Origin of the sequence: Colwellia sp. BRX10-1 (assembly GCF_014077545.1) — a bacterium.
In the GTDB taxonomy this organism is placed as follows: Bacteria; Pseudomonadota; Gammaproteobacteria; order Enterobacterales; family Alteromonadaceae; genus Colwellia_A.
The window spans coordinates 264,568-289,601 of the sequence record NZ_JACGWC010000002.1 but is presented as its reverse complement, the minus strand read 5'-3'; the positions used below and the strand labels follow the sequence as shown (position 1 = coordinate 289,601).

The 25,034-nt window shown below is 38.4% G+C and carries 20 protein-coding genes; 12 read left to right on the top strand and 8 right to left on the bottom strand.

Annotation, left to right across the window (positions count from 1 at the left end):
* Positions 1–16: 16 nt before the first annotated feature.
* Positions 17–919 (bottom strand): acyltransferase, encoded by a 903-nt coding sequence (locus H4J75_RS03730; RefSeq protein ID WP_182214597.1) that lies wholly within the window; start codon positions 917–919, stop codon positions 17–19.
* Positions 920–1,339: 420 nt separating this feature from the next.
* Here H4J75_RS03730 and proB point away from each other — a divergent pair, with 420 nt between their 5' ends.
* Positions 1,340–2,437 (top strand): glutamate 5-kinase, encoded by a 1,098-nt coding sequence (gene proB, locus H4J75_RS03725; protein ID WP_182221367.1) that lies wholly within the window; start codon positions 1,340–1,342, stop codon positions 2,435–2,437.
* 30 nt (positions 2,438–2,467) lie between these two features.
* Here proB and H4J75_RS03720 read toward each other — a convergent pair whose 3' ends face one another.
* The 3 genes from H4J75_RS03720 to ilvC all read right to left on the bottom strand — a co-directional run bounded on the left by H4J75_RS03720 (position 2,468) and on the right by ilvC (position 5,075).
* Complete coding sequence (locus H4J75_RS03720; protein ID WP_182214593.1) at positions 2,468–2,863, bottom strand: Fis family transcriptional regulator; 396 nt, start codon at positions 2,861–2,863, stop codon at positions 2,468–2,470.
* Between the two features lie 285 nt (positions 2,864–3,148).
* Positions 3,149–3,466: a pyrimidine/purine nucleoside phosphorylase gene (locus tag H4J75_RS03715; RefSeq protein ID WP_070375377.1), complete on the bottom strand. Its 318-nt coding sequence runs from the start codon at positions 3,464–3,466 to the stop codon at positions 3,149–3,151.
* Between the two features lie 124 nt (positions 3,467–3,590).
* Positions 3,591–5,075 (bottom strand): ketol-acid reductoisomerase, encoded by a 1,485-nt coding sequence (ilvC, locus tag H4J75_RS03710; protein ID WP_070375378.1) that lies wholly within the window; start codon positions 5,073–5,075, stop codon positions 3,591–3,593.
* Between the two features lie 199 nt (positions 5,076–5,274).
* On the opposite strand from ilvC, the gene ilvY reads away from it, so the two are divergent.
* Positions 5,275–6,153, top strand: a complete 879-nt coding sequence (gene ilvY, locus H4J75_RS03705) for an HTH-type transcriptional activator IlvY (protein WP_182221366.1) — start codon at positions 5,275–5,277, stop codon at positions 6,151–6,153.
* Between the two features lie 123 nt (positions 6,154–6,276).
* On the opposite strand, the gene H4J75_RS03700 is transcribed toward ilvY, so the two are convergent.
* Complete coding sequence (locus H4J75_RS03700; RefSeq protein WP_182221365.1) at positions 6,277–7,800, bottom strand: YifB family Mg chelatase-like AAA ATPase; 1,524 nt, start codon at positions 7,798–7,800, stop codon at positions 6,277–6,279.
* Between the two features lie 500 nt (positions 7,801–8,300).
* On the opposite strand from H4J75_RS03700, the gene ilvG reads away from it, so the two are divergent.
* From ilvG to H4J75_RS03660, 8 genes are all read left to right on the top strand, one after another.
* Positions 8,301–9,965, top strand: a complete 1,665-nt coding sequence (ilvG, locus tag H4J75_RS03695) for an acetolactate synthase 2 catalytic subunit (protein WP_070377107.1) — start codon at positions 8,301–8,303, stop codon at positions 9,963–9,965.
* Position 9,966: 1 nt separating this feature from the next.
* On the top strand, positions 9,967–10,212 hold the full coding sequence (gene ilvM, locus H4J75_RS03690; protein WP_070375381.1) for an acetolactate synthase 2 small subunit: 246 nt from the start codon (positions 9,967–9,969) through the stop codon (positions 10,210–10,212).
* 115 nt (positions 10,213–10,327) lie between these two features.
* Positions 10,328–11,254 carry a branched-chain amino acid transaminase gene (locus H4J75_RS03685; RefSeq protein ID WP_070375382.1) on the top strand — a complete coding sequence of 309 codons (927 nt, stop codon included), beginning with the start codon at positions 10,328–10,330 and terminating at the stop codon, positions 11,252–11,254.
* A gap of 236 nt (positions 11,255–11,490) precedes the next feature.
* On the top strand, positions 11,491–13,353 hold the full coding sequence (gene ilvD, locus H4J75_RS03680) for a dihydroxy-acid dehydratase (RefSeq protein ID WP_070375383.1): 1,863 nt from the start codon (positions 11,491–11,493) through the stop codon (positions 13,351–13,353).
* A 35-nt stretch (positions 13,354–13,388) separates the two neighbouring features.
* Positions 13,389–14,960 (top strand): threonine ammonia-lyase, biosynthetic, encoded by a 1,572-nt coding sequence (ilvA, locus tag H4J75_RS03675; protein ID WP_070375384.1) that lies wholly within the window; start codon positions 13,389–13,391, stop codon positions 14,958–14,960.
* A gap of 137 nt (positions 14,961–15,097) precedes the next feature.
* Complete coding sequence (locus H4J75_RS20085) at positions 15,098–16,531, top strand: DUF418 domain-containing protein (RefSeq protein WP_259366367.1); 1,434 nt, start codon at positions 15,098–15,100, stop codon at positions 16,529–16,531.
* Positions 16,532–16,766: 235 nt separating this feature from the next.
* Entirely contained in the window at positions 16,767–17,537 is a 771-nt protein-coding gene (locus H4J75_RS03665) for a response regulator (protein WP_070375385.1), read from the top strand.
* A 209-nt stretch (positions 17,538–17,746) separates the two neighbouring features.
* Complete coding sequence (locus tag H4J75_RS03660; protein ID WP_182214588.1) at positions 17,747–18,469, top strand: helix-turn-helix domain-containing protein; 723 nt, start codon at positions 17,747–17,749, stop codon at positions 18,467–18,469.
* Between the two features lie 60 nt (positions 18,470–18,529).
* On the opposite strand, the gene ubiK is transcribed toward H4J75_RS03660, so the two are convergent.
* Complete coding sequence (gene ubiK, locus H4J75_RS03655) at positions 18,530–18,778, bottom strand: ubiquinone biosynthesis accessory factor UbiK (RefSeq protein WP_070375387.1); 249 nt, start codon at positions 18,776–18,778, stop codon at positions 18,530–18,532.
* Between the two features lie 186 nt (positions 18,779–18,964).
* On the opposite strand from ubiK, the gene rep reads away from it, so the two are divergent.
* Both rep and H4J75_RS03645 read left to right on the top strand, forming a co-directional pair.
* Entirely contained in the window at positions 18,965–20,986 is a 2,022-nt protein-coding gene (rep, locus tag H4J75_RS03650) for a DNA helicase Rep (RefSeq protein ID WP_182221364.1), read from the top strand.
* Positions 20,987–21,323: 337 nt separating this feature from the next.
* Complete coding sequence (locus H4J75_RS03645; protein ID WP_182221363.1) at positions 21,324–21,584, top strand: hypothetical protein; 261 nt, start codon at positions 21,324–21,326, stop codon at positions 21,582–21,584.
* Between the two features lie 373 nt (positions 21,585–21,957).
* Here H4J75_RS03645 and H4J75_RS03640 read toward each other — a convergent pair whose 3' ends face one another.
* Positions 21,958–22,665 (bottom strand): PEP-CTERM sorting domain-containing protein, encoded by a 708-nt coding sequence (locus tag H4J75_RS03640; RefSeq protein ID WP_182221362.1) that lies wholly within the window; start codon positions 22,663–22,665, stop codon positions 21,958–21,960.
* Between the two features lie 797 nt (positions 22,666–23,462).
* Entirely contained in the window at positions 23,463–25,028 is a 1,566-nt protein-coding gene (gene ubiB / locus H4J75_RS03635) for a ubiquinone biosynthesis regulatory protein kinase UbiB (RefSeq protein WP_182221361.1), read from the bottom strand.
* Positions 25,029–25,034 lie beyond the last annotated feature (6 nt).

The window sequence follows — 25,034 nt, the reverse complement described above, 5'->3', positions numbered from 1 at the left end:
TTTTTCAATTTCAATGTTATTTAGCGGTATTATCATTATTAAACTCGATAAGTTTTTGGTCTTTATCAAGCCATAATTGATTAACCCATTTTTGAAATTTTATTTTAAAATGTCGATCGCGCACATAGTCGCCAACAAGATCATCGCCAATGTTTGAAACCTCTACATCGACATTTACCTGTTTAATTTTTCCCGCTAAAAAATCACTAAAAGTAGGGATCCCTTCTGGGTAATGAATGGTAACATTGACTATTTTATGCAAGTTGCCACCCATGGCTTCTAGCACAAAACCTATGCCACCAGCTTTAGGTTTAAGTAGATGTTTAAACGTGGAATTTTGCTTATCGTGCTTTTCGTTAGTGAAGCGTGTTCCTTCTATAAAGTTCATTATACTGACGGGTTTATGCTTGAATTTAGCACAAGCTTTACGTGTGGTTTCAACGTCTTTGCCTTTTAAATGAGGGTTCTTTTTAATGAAAGATTGGCTATAACGCTTCATAAATGGAAAGTCGAGGGCCCACCAAGCCAAGCCTAAAAAAGGCACAAAAATAAGTTCTTTTTTTAAGAAGAATTTCAAAAAAGGAATTTTGCGATGCATGACTCGCTGCAAGATAACAATATCAACCCAGCTTTGGTGATTACAGACTACCAAATACCATTCTTTCATGGTTAGTTGATCTAAGCCGGTTACCTTAATTTCTGTTTTATTAAAAAGCTTTTGAATAAAGGTGTTAACACCCACCCAATTGCTTGCCATTTGATCTAATAAATAGCTGAATATTTTTTTAGCAAAGGTTAATGGAATAATAGCCTTACAAAATGAAAATATAATAATAGGTATTAACCAGAAAAGCGTATTAACGGTATAAATTGTTAGCGAAATAATATGAATAAGTAGCGGAGGTAAAAAATTCAACATGGAATACTTGCTCAATATAACAAAAATAAATAGATGTCCGATCATAATCTGATTTGAAGTAATTTTCAGCAAAAACAGTGAAATAAATTAATCACGATTAACAACCGTTTGAAAACAATTATTCATCAAGTTGTTGAAATGAGTGAAAGTTAACGAGGCTTAATGTTAATAATTAGCAGAGAAAGGCGTTTTAGGCGTCTATTATTGATATTTTAGAATGAGGTAAAAAACACCATCTTGTTATTTCAAGTTAAGTAACTCGCCATTTCTTAAGTTTTAATGGATATAAATACCGAATTAATTCGATATAACAAGTCAACAGCCTAAAAAGGATAAACTCATCTATATTATGGCAAAAAGTTGATTGCAAATTACCTGCATATCGAGGCATGCTAGGGGCTGGATCATAGGGGAACAACAATGAATTTTAATCGTGCGGTAATTAAAGTAGGCAGTGCTTTAGTTGCACCAGACAATAAGGGCTGTAGTGGTAAGTATATTCTTGCTATTGCTCGTTTTATTACCGAATGCCAACAGGCAGGTAAAGAAATTATTATCGTTTCATCTGGCAGTGTTGCTGCAGGACGACAATTAATTAAGCACGGCTCTCCCGTACCCTCTATTCCCACTAAACAAGCGATGGCATCTGTTGGGCAAATGAAAATGATGGCGAATTGGCAGCGATTTTTTGATGTTCCTTGTAGCCAGTTACTCATTACCCATGGAGATTTAAAAGATCGCCAGCGCTACATCAATATTAAAAACACCCTACGCATTTTATTGGAAAATGGTGTTATCCCTATTGTTAATGAAAATGACACGGTCGCGACTGATGAATTGAAAGTCGGTGATAACGATAATTTAGCCGCCTTAGTCGCTTTAGTGAGTGAAGCTGACTGCTTATTCATCTTAAGCGATATCGACGGTGTTTATGATCAAGACCCGCGTGAAAACCCTAAGGCAAGGTTACTCCCTGAAATTCACGAAATTACCGCTGAAATTCATGCCATGGCTGGAACAACAAATAACGTTATTGCCACCGGTGGTATGAAAACAAAAATTCAGGCCGCCGAAAAAGCGGTTGAAAATGGCATAGAGACTTATATTTTAAATGGTAGTCGTAGTGAAGTTTTTCAACAGATATTAAAAGGTGAAAACCCAGGTACACATTTTAGTGCCAAACAAGCGGCGACAAAAGCACGCAAACACTGGTTAAAACATACCTTAAAAAGCAGTGGAAAAGTACATCTTGATGCGGGTGCAGTGCATGCTGTGGTTAATGAAGGTGCTTCGCTATTACCCTCAGGTGTCAGTCAAGTTGACGGTGACTTTGTCGCTGGAGAGTCTGTTGATATTATTGACGCACATTCTAAAAAGCTGATTGCTAAAGGTATTTGCCAATACAGTCAACGAGATTTGTTGCGTATTATGGGCTGTAATAGTGAACAGATAATCACTTTATTAGGCTGTTGTCCCAGTAAAGTGATTATTCATCGTGATGATATGGTTGTTTTATAAGGCTAGGTAACGGGATAATTAACTGAGGCTCTAGCGGCCAAACTGTTTACTTTGTGTTGGCTTTTGCTTAGTCACTCTTAATTTTAGACGTTCAGGCCATTGACCACTATGGTCACGTAAGCAAGACTCTTCACTATCTAAATGGACATTGTGGCGAACGTTTTTTAAGACAATACCCACTTTGAGTAACTGCTTTTGAATGACATCACGCAAGTGATCATCAACTTTTTGTTCTTTCGCTGCAATCACTTCTGCATCGATATCGAAAATACAGGTCACCACTAAACTTGCGGGAAAATTAGTGTAATTAGCACGGTGGGTTAACCAACAGAAACCATCAACTTCGTTAGTGAAGTCTTCGCAGGCTAATTTAAGTGCTTTACAAACATTATTATCGATTTTTTGCGTGGTTTTATTGAGTTTCATTATTTATATTCAGCAATGGCTATTAAAGATGATTTTTTCATTAAATGAGTATTATTGATAGTAAATCAGCAATGTTTTTAGTGGCGAGGTGTTAAATAAGGTTTAGCGGTTATCGGCAAGAGCGAGTTAAATTATAATGATAACTTAACGTTAAATGTCGAAGTCCGTTTTAAGAAGGTGTCACTTTTAAGGTATCAGTGAGTTTTTGTCGATAAGGGTGACTTAAGCTAATGATAAGCACCTCCATTATCTTCGGAGGTACTGTTAAAGCCAATAGATGTGGCTTTATGCTGCTATATAAGAACAGCAATAATCAGCTAACGTTTTTACTTTGATATCAAATTTAGCATCGGCGTCGACATAAAAGTGTCCACCTGCAGAAATGCTTTGCCATTGCGTCTCATTAGGTAATAATATTTCAACCTCACCAGCGATAATTTCCATCAATTCTTTTTCTGCCGTAGCAAAGGTATACTCGCCAGGCATCATAATGCCTAAGGTTACTACTGAACCATCTGCTAGCGTTACTTTTCTGCTAGTTACGTTGCCGTCAAAATAAACATTAGCGGCCTTGGTCAGTGTTACATTCTTTAATTCTGTCATGATAATTTTCCTCTTTGATATAAAATAAAGCGCTGCAGTGTAGCACTTGCTGGCCAGAAAATAATACCATTAGACTCTCTGGCCTAAGTGTTTACCTTTAGTGACCTACAACGCTCGTTTTATTTTATTGATTTGACTCTACAATGCGTTTCATATCTGTCATGTAACCACGTAATTTTTTACCTACGCTTTCGACACCATGGCTGCGAATTGCTTCGTTAACTTCAATTAAGCGTACGTTATCAACACCATTTGAGCTTTCTTTTAAGCCTTCACCTAATTCTTCAAGTGACAATTTGCTGGCAAAATCGCTAAGTAAAGGTTGTGCAGCATGGGTAAATAAATAGTTACCGTATTCAGCGGTATCTGAAATGACTACGTTCATTTCGTACAATTTGTTACGGGCAATACAGTTAGCAATTAACGGTGTTTCGTGTAATGACTCGTAATACGCTGACTCCTCAATGATACCGGCAGCAACCATAGCTTCAAAGGCTAGTTCAACACCGGCTTTTACCATAGCAACCACAAAGATGCCTTTGTCGTAGTATTCTTGTTCGGTAATTTCAATGTCGCAATCAGCTGCTTTTTCAAAAGAAGACTCAGCTGTTTCTTCACGCCATTTTAATAAGTTCACATCATCATTTGCCCAATCTTCCATCATAGTGGCAGAGAAGCGACCTTCGATAATGTCGTCCATATGTTTTTCAAATAACGGACGTAAGATGACTTTTAATGCTTCAGACATATCAAACGCTTTAACTTTAGCAGGGTTTGATAAACGGTCCATCATATTGGTAATACCGCCATGCTTTAAGCCTTCCGTTGTTGTTTCAATGCCGTATTGTAATAGCTTACGTGCATACGCAGCATCCATACCTTGCGCAACTAACTGCTTATGGCCAAGTACTGCAGCGGTTTGCAACATGCCGCATAAAATAGTTTGCTCGCCCATTAAGTCAGACTTCACTTCAGCAATAAATGATGATTCAAGTACGCCGGCACGATCGCCACCAGTAGCTGATGCGTAAGCCTTAGCTATTGCTAAGCCGTTACCTTGTGGATCATTCTCAGGGTGAACAGCAATTAAAGTAGGTACACCAAAACCACGTTTGTATTCTTCACGTACTTCAGTACCCGGACATTTAGGGGCAACCATGACTACAGTAATATCTTCACGAATTTTCATACCTTCTTCAACGATATTAAAACCGTGTGAGTAGGCTAAAGTTGAACCCTGTTTCATATGAGGCATAACAGCAGTAACAGCAGAGGTATGTTGCTTGTCTGGTGTTAAATTAAGCACTAAGTCAGCTTGTGGAATTAATTCAGCGTATGTACCTACGGTAAAACCGTTCTCTGTTGCCCATTGCCAAGATTGACGTTTTGATGAAATGGCAGCTTCGCGTAATGCGTAAGAGATATTTAAACCTGAATCACGCATGTTCAAACCTTGGTTTAGTCCCTGCGCACCACAACCAACAATGACAATGTTCCAGTCTTTAATAAAATTACAGCCATCGCTGAATTCTTCACGCTGCATAAAACGACATTTGCCTAACTGACCTAATTTTTCGCGTAAACTTAACGTATTAAAATAATTGCTCATTGGGTTATCCTTTTGTCTCAAATCGACTCAACGTAATGCTGGCGATGTGATCATTAAATAGCTTTATCGGTCTTTCCGACGATGAAGTTATCATAGCGCAAGATTAATGTTGCTTAAAATGATATATTCGCAAGATGGTGTTGCATAAAGTGCAACGATTGGTGGGAAAAATGTTGTCAATGAATGGTAAGAGTAAATAATGGATCTTAAATCGTTAAAAATGTTTGTGCATTTAACCCACAGTCTTCATTTTGGGAAAACCGCTGAAGCGCACCATGTCAGTACTTCTACCTTAAGTCGAATTATTCAAAGGCTGGAAGATCAGTTAGGTTGTTTGCTATTACATCGTGATAATCGTTCAGTCGTGTTAACTGAGGCAGGCATGTTATTTTATAAATATGCCGAACAGCAACTTGAACAATGGCAATTATTGCAATTGTCGCTCGACCAAAAGCAGGCTGAACTACAGGGTAAACTTCACATTTATTGTTCTGTTACTGCCGCTTATAGCCATTTACCACCGCTATTGGAACGCTTTCGCCAACAACACCCGCTAGTTGAAATTGTATTAACGACCGGTGATGCTGCTGATGCCTTTGACCAAGTACAGCAAAAGTTGGTAGATTTTGCTTTTGGTGTAAAACCTGAAAGCTTATCAAGAATGTTTTATTTTCAGCATATTGCTACTGTGCCGTTGGCCGTTATTGCACCAACGATGGCTTGTCGAGTTCAGCAACAATTACAAGACGAAACAATTATTTGGTCTGAAGTACCGATTATTTTAGCTGAGCATGGTGCGGCGCGTAAGCGTTTTGAACTTTGGTATCGTAAAAAACAACAAGGTAAACCCAATATTTATGCAACAGTTTCGGGTCATGAAGCGCTTGTTAGCATGGTTGCTTTAGGTTGTGGTGTCGGCATGGCCCCAAAAGTTGTTGTTGAAAATAGCCCGGTAAAAGACCGGGTGCAATATTTACAAAATGTTGGTGATATTGAGCCGTTCGACCTCGGCATTTGTTGTTTAAACCAAAGTCGAGAACAAACCTTAGTGAAAGCCTTCTTTGGGGCAATTAAATAGTCTCAGCAACCGCTTTATCGCTAGAGAATAGCCATTATTATTGGCTAGAAGGCTTTTTGATAAGATGCTAATGCCAGATATATTCAATATGACGACTTTAATCTTATTAATTGTGATGTCCGGTTAAAAAGAAACAGCATCGGTTAAGTGTCTCAGTAATCGGTCCATTGCGCGATAAGACAGCGCTTCAATGATATGTTCATGTTGAATATCTTCAATACTATTCATGTCTGCCAAGGTGCGCGCTATCTTTAATATTTTATGGTGGGCGCGGGTAGACAAACCAAGTTTTTCAACGGCAAGCTCTAAAAACTCATGCTCATCAGTACTCAGTTTGCAAAATATCCGTGTTTCAGCACTCCCTAAGTGAGCATTTGCTTTCCCTTGCCGCTGTAATTGTAATTCTCTACACAGCGCAACCCTTTTCTGTATTTGCGCAGAACTTTCATTGTTATGATCATCCTTTGCCCACATACCCTTGGGTAAACGGGTCACCTCAATTTGAATGTCAATTCGGTCAAGAAAAGGCCCCGATAGGCGATTTAAATAACGTAGCACTTGTTCGGGTGTGCTGCGGTTATCATTGTAAAATCCGGTTGGGCTAGGATTCATCGCAGCCACTAATTGAAATTTTGCTGGGAAGGTTTGTTTGTACATTGCTCGAGAAATGGTGACTTCGGCTGATTCCATGGGTTCACGTAAAACATCGAGCACTTTACGAGCAAATTCTGGTAATTCATCCAGAAATAATACGCCATTATGCGCTAATGAAATCTCTCCCGCTTGTGGTTGGCTGCCACCACCAACCAGTGCCGCAGAAGAAGCCGTATGATGGGGGGCGCGAAAGGGGCGAGTTAACCAAGATTTATGATTGATTTTTTGATGACTAATCGAAGCGATAGCTGCAGCCTCTAACGCTTCACTTTCGCTCATTGGTGGTAATATTCCAGGTAAACGGCTCGCTAGCATGGTTTTGCCCGTACCGGGTGGCCCAATAAAAAGTAGGTTGTGCGCGCCACAAGCGGAGATTTCTAGAGCTCTTTTTGCCAGTGGTTGGCCAATAACATCAGCAATGTCTTTACTGGTAGGCACTTGATAATGCTCTACTGCTTTTGCAGACACCAAAGGTAGCGAGCGTTGCTTTAAAAAGTGTGGGTATAATTGACTTAAATGTTCTATTGATAAAATATTGGCCTGCTTAACCCAACTCGCTTGTTCAGCATTTTGTTTAGGAATAACTAAGGTTCTTTTAGCGTTAGCGCAAGCAATTGCCATTGGAATTTCACCAATAATTTCACGCAATTCACCAGAAAGCGCAAGTTCGCCAGCAAACTCATATTGGCTTAAATCTGTATTAGGCAGTTGCTCACTGGCAACCAAAATACCAAGCGCTATCGGTAAGTCGAAGCGACCTCCTTCTTTAGGTAAATCAGCGGGGGCTAGATTTATGGTAATTCGCTTTGCTGGGAACTGATAACCACAATTGATGATAGCGCTGCGCACCCGATCTTTTGATTCACGTACCGAGGTTTCTGGTAAACCGACAATATTAAATACCGGCAGTCCATTGGCTAAATGCACTTCGACAGTGACAAGGGGAGATTCAAGCCCAACCCGGGCTCTGCTATAAATACAAGCTAAGCTCATAAAAATCCATTTAGTTAGCATCCTGTAAGTTAAGTTTAGGCAGGATTTATCTAAAGTGCTAACGCATCATATAACTAAATTATTTATTTCAATTAAAAAACGCTAGTAAAAAAACTTGCACTTAATATTAGAGCTATGGTACTAATTTAAATAGGCAGCGCAATAGCCAACAAATTTAAAAGTTTTTCATTTTGTTTTTATAAAGAATCAAGGTAATTGAATAAACATGCAAAAATTTAGTTCAGTGATTATTAACATTCTCGTCGTGGTGATTATTAAATCATCGCGAGGTTGTTTGTTGAGCTAAGAAAAACTAAAGCAAAAAACAAACCCTCGCTCCGAAAGGAACGGGGGTTTTTTTATAGATAAAGATGAAAATAATGATGGTCAGTTTTAATATCAATATTTTATATCAATAAATCATACCAACTCAGCGCAAAGGAGAAAGCTCAAACTAACGGTTATGCAAAATGTATTCAGTTGGGTGGGTTAAAAAAAAGATGACAAGTGAAAAGAAACAAACAGGCGGTTCATTACTTTTTGACGTACTTCAGCAACACGGTGTTGAGCATGTTTTTGGTTATCCTGGTGGCGCTATAATGCCAATTTATGATGCACTTACCGACAGTGACATCCAACACTTCTTGTGTCGTCATGAGCAAGGTGCGGCATTTTCAGCAGTAGGTTATGCAAGAGCATCCGGTAAAGTAGGGGTTTGTTTTGCGACTTCTGGACCGGGGGCAACTAATTTAATTACTGGCCTTGCTGACGCCCTTGCCGATTCAATTCCTATTGTTGCCATAACTGGACAAGTTGCTACTTCGGTGATGGGCTCTGATGCTTTTCAGGAAATCGATATTTTTGGTTTATCACTCGCCTGTACTAAGCATTCTTTTCAGGTAACAGATATTAATGATCTTGAAAAAGTTTTACATCAAGCCTTTGCTATAGCATTGGAAGGGAGACAAGGTCCTGTTCTTGTCGATATCCCAAAAGACATTCAAATTGCGCATGTGGTTAGCCAAGGCAGTGTAGTTTCAACCTTGAAAAATAAAGTTAATTTACCACCGGCTAATGTTGGTTCTGCAATCGCTATGCTTTGTCATGCAAAACAGCCTGTTTTGTATGTGGGTGGCGGTGTAGGTATGGCAAACGCGGTCGATGAATTACGCGATTTTATTGATATTACCCATATACCGAGTGTTTCAACATTAAAAGGTTTAGGTGCTATTTCGCCTAATAATGAAAACTATCTTGGCATGTTAGGCATGCACGGCACTAAAGCGGCAAACTTAGCGGTACAAGAAAGTGATTTATTGGTGGTTGTTGGTGCACGTTTTGATGACCGAGTTACTGGGAAATTAACTGAGTTTGCGCCCCATGCGAAAGTTATTCATTTTGATATAGATACAGCCGAGATTAATAAACGCCGAGCCGCTGATTCAGCGATCTTAGGTGATTTAAAAACTAATCTACCTGCCTTATCGATTCCTTTAGAAATCAAAAGTTGGCAACAAAAATGTCAGCAAATGAAAGCTGATTTTTCTTGGGATTATAATCATCCTGGCAGCACTATTTTTGCACCAGCGGTACTTAAAGAGTTGAGCGATAAAATGCCGCTAAACAGTTGTGTTACCACTGATGTTGGTCAACATCAAATGTGGGCGGCACAGCATATGTCATTTGATCACCCTAGTAACTTTTTAACCAGTGCTGGAATGGGCACCATGGGCTTTGGCTTACCGGCCGCGATCGGTGCACAAGTTAGCCGACCAACAGATTGTATTATTACTGTTTCAGGCGATGGCTCTATCATGATGAATGTGCAAGAACTCTCAACAATAAAGCGTTTTCAGTTACCGGTAAAAATTGTTCTCATTGATAATGCCAAATTAGGTATGGTCCGCCAATGGCAAGATTTATTTTTTGATGGACGTTTAAGTGAAACAGATCTTTCTGATAACCCTGATTTTGTCATGCTTGCAAATGCATTTGACATTAAAGCTAAACAGATAAGCTCTAAGGCAGAGGTTTCTGAGGCGATTGAAGAGATGTTAGCGCATAACGGGCCTTATCTTTTACAAGTTAAAATAGATGCCGCAGATAATGTTTGGCCACTAGTTCCACCCAATACAGCCAATGATAAAATGATGGAGAGTACTTAAGATGAACCATTATCAATTACGTATAAAGGCTGATGATAAGCAAGTGGTGTTAGAGCGTATTTTACAAGTCACCCGCTACCGAGGCTTCCTAATCGAAGGCATTAAGGCGCGAGTTAATACCGGTACAAATATCGGCACTATAGAATTAATGGTGCGAAGTGAGCGACCTATTTCACTTTTAGTTGATCAAATTAATAAACTGATTGATATCAAAGACGTCAAGGTAGACAAAAATACCACGAAGTAATGTCGCTCATAACCAGTTATAATAATTGCGCAACAAGCACCCATAAAAATTCAGAGTTGGTTGGGTAATTAAACTACAGCTAACTCGTTAAAAATATTATAAATTAGGAAGAAAAATGGCTAAAGTAAATGCAGAACTAATTTGGTTTAATGGTGAACTCATGCCTTGGAAAAATGCTACCGTGCATGTAATGAGTCACGCTTTGCATTATGGTTCCTCGGTATTTGAAGGTATCCGTGCTTATGATACTCATAAAGGTACGTGTATTTTTCGTTTAGAAGAACATATTAAACGTTTATTTGATTCAGCAAAAATCTATCGAATGAATATCCCTTTTACCCAAGAAGAAATTGTTCAAGCCTGTAAAGATGCCGTTGCTGAAAATGGTTTAGCTTCTGCTTACTTACGTCCGTTGGCTTTTTTGGGTGATATCGGTATGGGGTTACGTCCACCTATTGATGCAAAAGCTGATGTAATGATTGCTGCATTTAGTTGGGAAGCTTACCTAGGCGCTGATGCTATTGAGAATGGTGTAGAAGTTGGAGTGTCAAGTTGGAATCGATTAGCACCTAACACTATGCCAACAGCAGCAAAAGCCGGTGGTAATTACCTTTCATCACAACTGATTTCAGCTGAAGCTGCTCGTCATGGTTATGCTGAAGGTGTCGCACTTGATATCAATAATATGGTTAGTGAAGGAGCCGGTCAAAACTTATTTTTGATCCGCAAAGGTATTCTTTATACCCCTCCTGGAACGGCTTCTATTTTACAAGGTTTAACCCGCGATACTGTATTTTTTCTTGCAGAACAATTGGGTTATGAAGTACGTGAAGAGCCAATTTCTCGTGAGTCATTGTACTTAGTTGATGAGTTCTTTATGTGTGGCACAGCAACGGAAGTTGTACCAGTAAAATCAGTGGACGGAATGCTTGTCGGTAATGGTACCCGTGGACCGATCACTAAAGCTATTCAAGAAGCATTTTTTGGTATTTTCAACGGAACGACTACTGTTCCTGATAATTGGTTAGATCCCGTTAAATAACGGTAATAAAAGCAACTCGTTGTCATTACCACTTTACCGGCATCGGCAATACTCGCTTCTCGCGATAAGCCCGTTACGCCTTCTTTGCTAAAGTGGCAAATGTTGAAGAGTTGCTATCACCGTAAACTATAAATAAAACCGATAAGGTTTTATTTTAAGAGCTTCTTGGAACAGTAGCTTTCAAAATAAAATTTTTCACAATATTAATTCACATTATCAATTGGAATGTAAATATCATGCCTAAATTAAGATCTGCAACTTCTACTCAAGGCCGAAATATGGCTGGGGCTCGTGCTTTATGGCGCGCAACAGGAATGACGGATAATGATTTTGGCAAACCAATTATTGCGGTTGTTAACTCCTTTACTCAGTTTGTACCCGGTCATGTACATTTAAAAGATATGGGGCAGCTTGTTGCTGGCGCTATTGAAAAAGCGGGTGGTGTCGCTAAAGAATTTAATACCATTGCGGTTGATGATGGTATTGCCATGGGTCACAGCGGTATGCTTTACAGCTTACCTTCGCGTGATTTAATTGCCGATTCGGTTGAATATATGGTTAATGCGCATTGTGCCGATGCTATGGTCTGTATCTCAAACTGTGACAAAATCACGCCGGGCATGTTAATGGCGGCTATGCGCTTAAATATTCCAGTGATTTTTGTTTCCGGTGGTCCAATGGAAGCCGGTAAAACTAAGCTTTCTAACCAAATTATCAAACTTGACCTTGTTGACGCGATGATCCAAGGTGCTGACCCAAAAGTCTCTGATGCGCAAAGTGACCAAGTTGAACGTTCTGCTTGTCCTACTTGTGGCTCTTGTTCGGGGATGTTCACTGCTAATTCAATGAACTGTTTAGCAGAAGCGCTAGGTTTAGCACAACCGGGTAACGGTTCAATGCTTGCAACCCATGCTGACCGTGAACAACTGTTCTTAAACGCGGGTAAAGAAATTGTTAAATTAACTAAGCGCTACTATCAAGAAAATGACGAGTCGGCGTTGCCACGTAATATTGCTAACAAAGCGGCGTTCGAAAATGCCACTTGTTTAGATATTGCTATGGGTGGTTCAACAAATACCGTGTTGCATTTAATCGCCGCTGCGCAAGAAGCTGATATTGATTTCACCATGAAAGATATGGATCGCTTATCAAGAGTTGTCCCGCAGTTATGTAAAGTTGCTCCTTCTACACCTAAATACCATATGGAAGATGTACATCGCGCTGGTGGTGTCATTGCAATTTTAGGTGAATTAGCTCGCGCTAATTTATTAACCATGGACATCAAAAACGTACTGGGTTTAACACTTGATGAAATGCTTGAAAAATACGATATAACGTTAACTAAAGACCAAAGCGTGATCGACTTTTTCCGAGCAGGCCCTGCAGGCATTCGCACCACTAAAGCTTTTAGTCAAGATTGTCGTTGGGATACTGTTGATGACGATCGTGAAAACGGCTGTATACGTTCACTTGAACACGCGTATTCATTAGAGGGTGGCTTAGCGGTATTAGCCGGTAATATTGCCCCTGATGGTTGTGTTGTTAAAACGGCGGGTGTATCAGATGATAATTTAGTCTTTACCGGTCCAGCTCATGTTTTTGAAAGCCAAGATGATGCGGTTTCAGGTATTTTAGCGGGCAAGGTTGTTGCTGGCGAAGTGGTTGTTATTCGTTACGAAGGCCCTAAAGGGGGTCCTGGTATGCAAGAAATGCTTTACCCAACCACTTACTTAAAATCTATGGGGTTAGGTAAAGAATGTGCCTTATTAACCGATGGCCGTTTCTCTGGTGGCACTTCTGGTTTATCAATTGGCCATGTTTCTCCTGAAGCTGGCAGTGGCGGTATGATTGCCTTAGTTGAACAAGGTGACATTATTCATATCGATATTCCTAATCGCGATATTACATTAAACGTCAGCGAAGCAGTTTTAGCTGAACGTCGCACTAACATGGAAGCAAAAGGCAAGGATGCTTGGAAACCACTTAACCGTGTACGCCCAATTAGCTATGCCTTGAAAAATTACGCGATGTTAGCAACAAGTGCTGACAAAGGTGCAGTACGTAACCGTGATTTACTTGACGGTTTAGTTGGGGCGTAAGGTGAATTTCTTGATGACCTTTTGGAATAAATATAATGACTGAAGCTGAACAGCAAGCTTTAGTGCTTGCGAAAGAAACTCAAGAACAAGGGCTCGACTATTTACGAAGAATTCTATTGGCACCCGTTTATGATGTTGCTATAGAAAGTGAATTAACATCATTAACTAAGTTGTCATCACGTTTAGGCAATCAAATTTTCCTTAAACGTGAAGACCAGCAACCGGTTCATTCTTTTAAGATCCGTGGTGCTTATAATAAGCTTGTTAATTTAACTGAAGAGCAGTGTATTCATGGGGTGATTGCCGCTTCTGCCGGTAATCATGCTCAGGGCTTGGCACTTGCAGCAAATAAGCTCGGTATTAAAGCCACGATTGTTATGCCAATAACAACACCTGATATAAAAGTTGATAATGTACGTCGTTTTGGCGCCGAAGTGCGCTTAGTCGGTAAAAGTTTCAATGAAGCGCAAGTTGCTTCATTAGATTTTGCCCGAGATGAAAATAAAACAATAGTTCCTCCTTTTGATGATATCGATATTATCGCTGGACAAGGCACGGTTGCCAAAGAACTTTTACAGCAGCACCCAAAAATTGACGTTGTTTTTGTTCCAGTCGGTGGTGGCGGTTTACTAGCAGGTATGTCGGTTTATTTAAAGCAACTACGACCCAATATAAAAGTTATCGGTGTTGAAGCAGAAGACTCTGCTTGCTTGAAAGCCGCTATGGAAGCCGGTAAACCGGTCGACTTAGAACAAGTGGGACTGTTTGCTGATGGGGTTGCAGTAAAGAGGATTGGTGAAAACACCTTCAATGTCATTAAACATTATTGCGATGATGTCATCACGGTAACAACCGATGAAATTTGTACTTCTATCAAAGACATCTTTGAACAGACGCGCGTGATTTCAGAACCTGCTGGCGCATTGTCACTGGCGGGCTTACAGAAGTATTGTAAAACCAGTGCTGGAGATGAAGCATTAGTTGCTATTCTGTCTGGCGCTAATATGAATTTTCACACGTTACGATATATTTCAGAGCGATGTGAATTAGGTGAGCAAAAAGAAGCGGTGCTCGCAGTAAAAATTCCAGAAAAGAAAGGTAGTTTTAGAACCTTCTGTCATGCCTTAGATGGACGAGTGATCACTGAGTTTAATTACCGTTATGCAACAAAAGCCGATGGCAGCCATAAAAGTGCTAATATTTTTGTAGGTGTTAGAACCAGTGGTGAAGATGATCGAAATCACTTACTGTCACAGTTAACTAAAAGAGATTATCGAGCAACAGATCTTACTGATAACGAATTAGCTAAACTTCATGTCCGCTATATGATTGGTGGCCAAAACTCTTCACCAACGCCAGAGCGTATTTTTCGTTTTCAGTTTCCTGAATATCCAGGCGCATTGGAAAAGTTCTTAGATACCTTAGGTGAGCATTGGAATATTACTTTATTTCATTACCGTAATCATGGTGCGGCTTTCGGTCAAGTATTAGCTGGCTTTGAAGTGAAGAATGATGATCAGCTTGCCTTTTTTAATCATCTAAAAGATTTAGGTTATGAGTGGCAAGAAGAAACCGAAAATAAAGCCTATCAAGCATTTTTAAATTAAATCGAGCGATTATTTAAATAACCTTTACTGATCATATACTAAAGCCACTTTAATTGAAGTGGCTTCTTATATTTTATACTTTTCAATTGCAGAAAAATTAGTTTATTCTATATCCATAAAAACTATATGGACAATTCATGATGCAAGTAAGCCAAGAAGATGAATCGGTAATACCCCCCTCTAAGTTAAAACCCTTGGATAAACATAAACGTGTTGATGCCTTAGATATTTTACGCGGCCTAGCTCTCGTTGGTATTTTATTGATGAATATTGAATGGTTTAACCGTGCAATTATTTCTTTAGGCGGACACGATACAACATTAACGGGTATTGACCATGCAATTGGTTGGTTAATTCGTTGTTTTGTTGAAGGTAAATTTTATAAATTATTCGCCCTTATCTTTGGAATGGGCTTTGCTGTTATGTTGTTACGTGCCAAAGATGCAGGTCGACCCTTTGGTGCTTGGTTTGTTCGTCGTATGTTGGTATTGCTGCTCATCGGTATAGCCCATATGATTTTTTTATGGGGCGGTGATATTTTACACCAGTACGCTATCGCGGGTTTAATCCTATTAGCTTGGGTTACCTATAAAAAAACAGAAGACCCAAAAGCTTATTTAAAACTAGCCTTAATGTGGCTAATGATTCCTCTTTTTCTGGTGAGTTTTTTGGGTTCTATATTGGGCATGGTTTTTAACGAGTCTAAGTATCAAGAAATATGGCAAAACGACCTTGATATATATACAGCAGTTGAACAGCAATTACTGACAAATACTGATGTTATATTAGAAAAGAACGATGCTATTGATAGTGAAGAGTCTAGTGCTGAAGAAGCTATACTTACCGATGAAGAACTGAGAGAAATCACTATTGCTGAAACTATTGAGCAACGTAAAGCATTACAGGCGGATATTGCTGAAGAAGATAGTGCCTTTATGCAAAATAGTTATTGGCAAGCTACAGAATACCGGCTTGGCTTTCTGGGATTTATGTTGATGTTCACGCCTATTATGTCGTTGTTCGTTTTAATACCAATATTTATTTTAGGTTTTTGGCTGGTGGTGACAGAAAAAATAACCAAACACCAAGAGCATCATAAATTTTTTAGTCTCTTGGCTAAAGTTGGTTTATGCGTTGGTATTCCATTAAATGTTGCTAGCATCTTAATTATTCAACACCCTGCCGCAGCTATTTCAGTCATGCTGCAAGGTGTTGGGCAAACACTTTTTTATATCGGCCAATATTTACTCTCGGCAGGATATTTAGGTCTCGTTGTTTGTGCGTTAAACAAACAAAAGTGGCAGCAGTTTTTTGTCGCATTTTCACCCATGGGGCAAATGGCATTAACCAATTATTTAATGCACTCAGTTATTTTAACGAGTATCTTTTATGGTTATGCGGGAGGGCAATACGGTGAGATATCAAGAGCACCGCAAATGCTTATTGTTATAGCCATTATAGTGACTCAAATAATATTATCTAAATGGTGGTTAAACCGCTACCGCTTTGGTCCCATGGAATGGTTATGGCGTAGCCTAACCTATAAACAAATGCAGCCAATGAAGTTGTAACCTGTGGTAAATTGAAGCGAGTTTACCTTTAAAAGTTAACAAGCAGCCATTGGCTGCTTGTTACATAAAGAAGATAGATTAACTTGTTTTATTGTTTACTTTAATGACGACAATTCTCTTTGTTTAGCAGAAGCAGTTAAGCAAAGAAGAGCCACCAGGTAATATAAGTTTACTTAGTGAAACTCTCAGGTATAGTAATTTATAATTAAGTTTTACTAATGCGAGTGAGTTTTATATGACCCAAAAAAGATTGCTCGTTGTTGAGGACAGTAAGTCAATTGCGCTAGTTATTGAAAAAATTGCTGTTTCCTTAGGATATTCCGTGACCATCGCTCACACCTTTGCTCATGTTAAAGTGTTGCTCGCCCAAGAACATAGTTTTTTCTTAGCGACGCTTGATTATGGTTTACCTGATGCGCCTAATGGTGAAGTTGTTCCCTATATTGTTCAGCACAATATTCCCAGTATTATCATGACGGGCCGAATTGATGACGCTACACATAAGAAATTACTTAACCAACCCATTATTGATTACATTACAAAAACGAATGCTCAGGCTTATCATTACTTACTTCGAATCCTTCATGGTCAACTTCATAACCCAAAAATTGGTGTTTTAGTCGTTGATGATTCTTTAGCCTCAAGAAATCATGTTTGTCAGTTACTTAAACGAAGAAACTTTACAGTTTATGATGTTGAAGATGGTACCAAAGCAATTAAAAAGCTTGAGGAGCAACCAGATATAAAAATTGTGATCCTTGAGCAAGATTTAACCGGGGTGAGTGGCTTAGAATTAGTGCATAAAATTAGAGCCAAACACCCAATTAATGAGTTAATCATTATAGCGGTAGCGAGTTCAGAAAAGAGTTTTCAATCAGCACGATTCATTAAAAATGGTGCCGATGATTTTCTACGAAAACCTTTTTGTCCCGAAGAATTCTATTGCCGCGTTATGCTAAATATTGAGAAGCTACAATATATTGAGAAACTAAAAGATATCAATTAAATTAAGTTTATCCTTAAAATAAAAAAGCAGCCGGTGGCTGCTTTTTTATGGGTAAGCAATGACAATAAACATTTATGTCAAATAACCCTAACAACATTTCTATATTCAACAATATTCTTAAATATTCACCTTTATATTATTGCAGGAATAACCAAGAATAAGTCTGCTGTCGACGGCATTTTAATACTTAATCTAAAAAGGAAAAGCAAATGACGCTTGGTGAACAGTTAAAAAAACTTAGAAATGAAAAAGCATTAAGTCAGCCTGATTTAGCTGATTTAACGGGAATAGAGCAATCTTATTTATCAAAGTTAGAAAATGATAAGTCAATGCCATCAAATGATATTTTTAGAAGGTTATTAGCCGCTTATGAGTTATCTTTAGCTGATTTTATAGCTGCATTCGACAGACGCTACGCTGAGTCTCAGCTTAAGCAAATACCTGATATAGAGCATTGGTTAAAGCAGCAACAGCAATCACAAATGTTAAATCAAAGGCGTTATCTTTATATATGCAGTGCACTGATTGTCCTTGCGCTTACTTTATTCTATGTCGGACAAAGTAAAATATTGTTTCCAGAGGTACAGTTTGGATACTATTCTCAAGGCGTTGTTTTAGCGGGAGAGCCAAAAGATATATTTGATGATTGGGAGAAGATGATCCCGCGAGAAGATGTAAAAAACCAGCTTTACTATAAAAAGAAGATGGAGATGACACAACGTAAGGACGAAAAATTCATATTGTCTGAGAAATTCTTAGGGAAAAACTATGTAGTAACATTACCAAAAGGTCTTCGGCTTTATCGTGCTGATAGTGAAAAAATGATTGCTCAGCCAATAAATGCATGGCTACGAATAGCGGGTGTATTCTTGTTTTTCATGGGAATTATGGGCTTTATTTTAGAGCGGCGTATATATAAAATAGTCACTTAGTCATACTCTTAGAAGCGATAAGTTAGTTGTACCGATAATAACTTATCGCTATTTGTGACTTTATTCAGCTAACTTAGTTTCGATTTCAGCGAGCTTATTTTCTAACTCAGCCAGTTTCTGACGTGTTTTTAATAATACTTGTGTTTGAACATCAAACTCTTCACGAGAAACTACGTCAAGCTGTGTTAATTTTCGTTGTAACACCACTTTGGTTTTTTCTTCAATATCTGCAGCTATATCTTTGAATTTAGGTGGAATTGCATCAGAAACTTGTTTGGCGATTTCTTCAATCTTTTTAGCGTTAAACATAATCATTATCCTTAGTTCATCAATGAGCTCATTGTAATGTATTTAATGGTTTTGCCAATGGCTAATTTATTAACTACAAGATATTTAACAATGTAGAGTTTGACCTGTGCGCGGGTATATACGATATAGAGCAAACAAGGTAAAATCATCGCCCTGAAAATCTAATTATCTGAAAAACTGAACACTATGAAACTTAACCCCGGACAAAATGAAGCGGTAAAATATGTTACTGGCCCCTGCTTAGTCTTAGCCGGCGCGGGTAGTGGTAAAACAGGGGTTATCTGTAAGAAAATTGCTTATCTTATTGAAAAATGTGATTACAAAGCTCGTAATATTGCGGCAGTAACCTTTACCAATAAAGCCGCACGAGAAATGAAAGAACGTGTGATTAAGATGATGGACAAAAGTTTAACGCGAGGTCTCACCGTTTCGACTTTTCACTCGCTGGGTCTTGATATTATTCGTAAAGAAATTAAAACCTTAGGTTATAAACCCGGTTTTACCTTATTTGACGACCAAGACACGTTGTCTTTATTAAAAGAATTAACACATGATGAGCTTGATGGTGATAAAGATTTACTGAGTAAATTACAGAGCATGATTTCCAATTGGAAAAATGACTTAATGTTACCTGACTCCGCGATAAAAATGGCTGGTGATGCAGATACCACGATGTTTGCTGAATTTTACCAGCTCTATCAAAAACATATGAAGGCCTATAACGCGCTTGATTTCGATGACTTAATTTTAATCCCTACCTTGTTATTAAAAAACTTTCCTGACGTTAAAGCACGCTGGCAGAAAAAAATTCAGTACTTATTGGTTGATGAATATCAAGATACCAATGCCAGCCAATATGAGTTAGTAAAATTAATTGCGGGTGAACGGGCCTTGTTAACGGTTGTTGGCGATGACGATCAATCTATATATTCATGGCGTGGTGCGAAACCGCAAAACCTTGTTTTACTCGGAGAAGATTTTCCGCAACTTAAGTTGATTAAGTTAGAACAAAATTATCGCTCAAGTGGTCGTATTCTTAAGTGTGCGAATACTTTAATCGCGAACAATCCTCATGTTTACGACAAAGCGTTGTTTAGTGAGTTGGCTTACGGCGTTGAACTGCGCGTTATTCAAGCGAAAAATGAAGAGCATGAAATTGAACGAGTGGTCGGTGAGTTAATTGGTCATAAGTTCTTAAACAAAAGTAAATTTAAAAATTATGCGATCTTATATCGTGGTAATCATCAATCGCGCTTATTAGAAAAAGCATTAATGCTTAACCGTATTCCTTATAAGATCAGCGGCGGGACTTCATTCTTCTCTCGCAGCGAAATTAAAGACATGATGGCATTTTTACGTGTTCTGGTGAACCCTGATGATGACAATGCATTTCTAAGAATAGTTAATGTACCACGCAGAGAGATTGGACCCACGACACTAGAAAAACTGGGTAATTACGCCAATATGCGGCAAATAAGTATGTTCGCCGCTAGTTTTGAGTTGGGGCTTGAACAGCATTTAACCGGTCGTGGTTTAGTGCATGTGCAAAGGTTTACTCGTTGGTTAGTTGAAACTGGCGATCACGCGGAGCGAGGTGATACTCCTGCCGTGCTTAGAGCGATGATCCGTGAAATAAATTATGAAGATTGGCTGTACGACACTTCGCCTAGCCCGAAAGCAGCAGAAATGCGCATGAAAAACGTTACGCAACTTTTTAGTTGGGTAACTAATATGCTTGAAGGGGATGAAGAAGAAGAGCCTATGTTATTGCCAGCCATTGTAACCCGCTTAACCTTGCGCGATATGATGGAACGTGGCGAAGATGAAGATGATGCTGACCAAGTACAATTAATGACACTACACGCTTCTAAGGGGCTAGAATTTCCTTATGTCTTCTTGATTGGCATGGAAGAAGGTTTATTGCCACACCAAACAAGTATGGACGAAGGTAACGTTGAAGAAGAGCGTCGATTGGCTTATGTGGGAATTACCCGTGCGCAACGTGAATTGATTTTTACTTATGCCAAAGAGCGCCGACAATATGGTGAAGTTTCTCGCACCGAAGCGAGTCGATTTTTACACGAATTACCGCAAGACGATTTAAGTTGGGAGCTAACAGAAACTAAAAAAAGCCAAGAGCACAAAGACAAAACCACTAAAATGGGTGTGGCGAATTTGCGTGATATGCTCAAGAATAAAAACAAATAAGTACTTTTTATGTTTTGGCTAAAGGTAGCTAAAATAGAAAAACTTCAATTAAGCCCGCCATTAATGATAATAAAATAACGCCTCTTTGCTTCAATGAGGCGTTATTTTTTATTAAAAATTTGCCATGAAAATTAAAATAATCTTACAAAGTTAAACAAATGAAATACAAAAGCTGAACAGTTAATGTTTTGTATTTTATTATAATTAATTTACACAAAGTTCGACCTCTAACTTAATAAAAGCTGATAAGTCTTTTATTGGTCAAACTTTTAATGAAAAATTAATTATATGGATATCGCAGTTGATGAGTTTAAAGAAAGTGCTGTTGAGTTGTTTTATGGGAATTTCCGTCAGTTCATGTGCATTCGTTCCTTCTTCTTCACCTGACCAGCCTTACTATTATGACTGCGATATGGTGACAAAAAAACTAACCTTAAAATCCACTCAAATGGGGGAGCTAGGAGATTGTGACGATGGCGGTATAGCGGAATGTATCATTATGACGGGTATTTTGAGTACAGCAATCTTGATTGTTTCTGGCAGTGTCGTTTTGTTAGGTAATACTTTGCATTGGTCAGAATATAAGTTGAAATGTTAGACATACAATAAGGTCATCTAAAATTAAAACAGCTCAACAGATATAATTTATTGTTGGTGGGTTTCCTATTCATTATTTTACGGGCTTGTAAAAATAACGTTGCGATTTGTGAAGGCTAATAACGCATAAATTACAACGTCCACTTCAAGTTCATTGCTGCCTTTGGTACTTCACCTATTAACGCTAACTAATGCCACTTTCGAGATATAAAGTTGAGGCAGCAGTTCTACATTTTAATGACTTCTTTGTATTATAAAGCTGACGTTTTTTAAAAAATAGCACTAGTTTAAATAATGAAATAACCAGAAATCAGAAACAAAAAAACATCAATCATTACAATTGATGTTTTATAGAATAAAAGTTTAACGAAAAATTAAGATTTTTTCTTCAATCGACGTGATGCTAAACCGATCATTCCTAATGCAAAAATAGCAAGTGTTGTAGGTTCTGGCACCGAACTAATTTCTGCGGTGATATTATAGCTATAATCACGACTTAAGCCATTATTAAAAGTAGATGCACCAAATGTTGGAGAATTACCAACACCTTGGCTTAAGTTACCTGATTGTGAGTTACCACTTCCTCCAGTAAGAAATAAAGAGTCTCCACCTATAAAAGGGATTACGCTACCAGAACTAACACCATTAGCATCTGCATCAAGAAAACCAGAAGTGATGGTCTCACCAGCAGCCAAGCTAAATTGGTTCAATGCTGCAGAAAAACCGAAACTAACATCACCTAAGCCAAAATAATCTAAACCTGAATACCGTGTGTCACCAATGGCCATAAGAGTAAAGTCGTTGGTTGTCGCATTATTAATTTTTACGACAAAAGGTGTTACCTGACCACGATAATTGCCAACAGTGAAGTTGAAATTACTAAGCGTTACAAGTTCAGTAGTACCTGAAGTATTTGTATAAGCATCATTTTCATTGATTACCATAATGGCTTGCCAACCATCTACACCGCCACCAGAAAGTGAATCACCTAGTGTGATAAGTCCAGCATGGCTGATATTAACTAAACAACCAGCAGACAGTATTAAACTTACTAAACTGGTATTTAAAAACTTAAATTTCATTTGATATTCCTTTTAATCCCTTCGCAACAATATTCGAAGGTAATTGCTAAAAGTGAAAGGTCATCACTTAACGTTATATCCTGCAAAGCAAAAAACACACCAAGTCAATATTACCTAATCATTTCAGTATGATATAAAGTATAGAGTGAATATCCATATATTAACTGTAAAATAACCAGACAGAATAAAATCATTAAATTGTTGGTTTTATAATAAAAAGAGCATTAGCTAACTTAATGCCACTTAAAGCTATAGATAAATTATTGAAAAAAATGAAGCTTAAAGCTCCCAAAACAGCCATTTCAGTAGTGTAATTAATTGTTGTGACTAACTATTTCTACATCGTCAAAAACCATCAAGAACGACACATATTCACCACCTAATAATTGACTTGTAATCTTATGCCATTACTTACACATCATCTACTATCGGATCACAAAGCGGACATACGAGAAAATAATTAATTTTATTCCGCTTAGCGCACAGAGTGATCGTTAATAATTTAAAATTGACTGGCAGCAATGGTGGAAAAACGGACTATTTTTAGTCGTCGTTAAAGGTCGTTACGTTAGCGATTATATTGTTGGTTAGCGGCCTTTATAACACTAGTAGTTAAGACCTCAAATAGGCACAAAATAATAATGCTTTGTCGTCTCAAAAAAATTATTTCGTCTCAAGCCGATAACGTCAACTTAGATTTAGTCCTCGAACGGATAACTCCTTAAGTAATTATCTCAGCTTAAGTTAATGTGAGATAACCTCATTACTGATATCTACTCAGACAGTTGAAGCAGGTATTAGTGAAATATAATGGCTGCACAAATACATAAGGTACTAAAAAGCAAAGTACCAATAATAACTTTATGATTTTTGTGTTGCTGCGTTTTTAATTCAGTGAATAAGTGCATTTGCTTTTGACGGGTTACTTGGGTCGTTTTTAAATAATCATAAAGCAGGTCTGGCATTTCAGGCAGTTTTTCATTCCAAAAAGGTAGATTCTCTTTTATCTTATTGAATACGGCTTTAACACCCATTTGCTGTTTTACCCAATTCTCTAAGAAAGGTTTAGCGGTTTGCCATAAGTCGAGTTGTGGGTATAGTTGTCGGCCTAAGCCTTCGATATAGAGTAAGGTTTTCTGTAATAAAACTAATTGTGGTTGTACTTCCATATTGAATCGTCTGGCGGTGTTAAAAAGGCTTACCAGCACTTGCCCAAAAGATATTTCTGATAAAGGTTTGTTGAATATTGGTTCGCAAACGGTGCGAATAGCAAATTCAAACTCATCAACACTGGTCTCGCTTGGTACCCAGCCAGAGTCGACATGAAGCTCGGCAACTTTCCGATAATCTCTATTGAAAAACGCGACAAAATTTTCGGCCAAGTAGCGTTTATCTTCACGGTTTAACGTACCACAAATACCACAATCTATCGCTATCCATGTTGGATCAGCAGGGTTTGTTGCATCGACAAAAACATTGCCTGGATGCATATCAGCATGAAAAAAACTGTCACGAAATACTTGAGTAAAAAACACTTCAACACCACGTTCAGCAAGTAATTTCATGTCTACGCCAAGCCCTTGAAGTGTCGCTATCTCTCCAACGCCAATACCATAAATACGTTCCATAACCATCACGTTTTCATGGCTAAAATCACTATAAACTTTGGGCACATATAATACGCTATCGCTAGCATTACCCTGGGAAAAATTGTGCTTTAATAAGGTTGCATTCGCGGCTTCACGGTTGAGATCTAGTTCGTCAACAATCGTTTTTCGGTATTCATTAACGACCTCTTTTGGGCGTAGTCGTTTACCATCAGGTAAAAATTTAGCGACAACACCCGCAAATAGCGACATGACTTTTACGTCAGCTAAAATTGTCTCAGTAATGTTGGGGCGTAAAACTTTAAGGACTACTTCAAAAGGTTGTCCGTCTTGCAGCAAGGTGGCTGTATGCACTTGGGCAATTGACGCCGAAGCAAGAGGTTTACTATTAAAATCACTAAAATGCTGATTAAATGTTTCTTCACCTATGGCTTCTAAAACAATAGCTTTGGCTAATTCACCATCAAAAGCAGGTACTTGATCTTGCAGTAATGCCAGTTCGTTGGCAAAATCTTCAGGAAGTAAGTCACGACGGGTTGACAACATCTGGCCAAACTTTACAAACACCGGACCTAAAGATTCAATCGCTAGGCGAAGTCGCAAGGCTGAAGGCTTATCTTGGTGTTTATTACGTAACCAGAATAATGTAAAGCGAATGAATTTTGCATACCAAGGTATCATATGGCTTGGGATCAGTTCATCAAGACCAAATTGAAGAAATGTTTTAATGATGCGATAAAGTCGTAAACTGCTCACAATGTT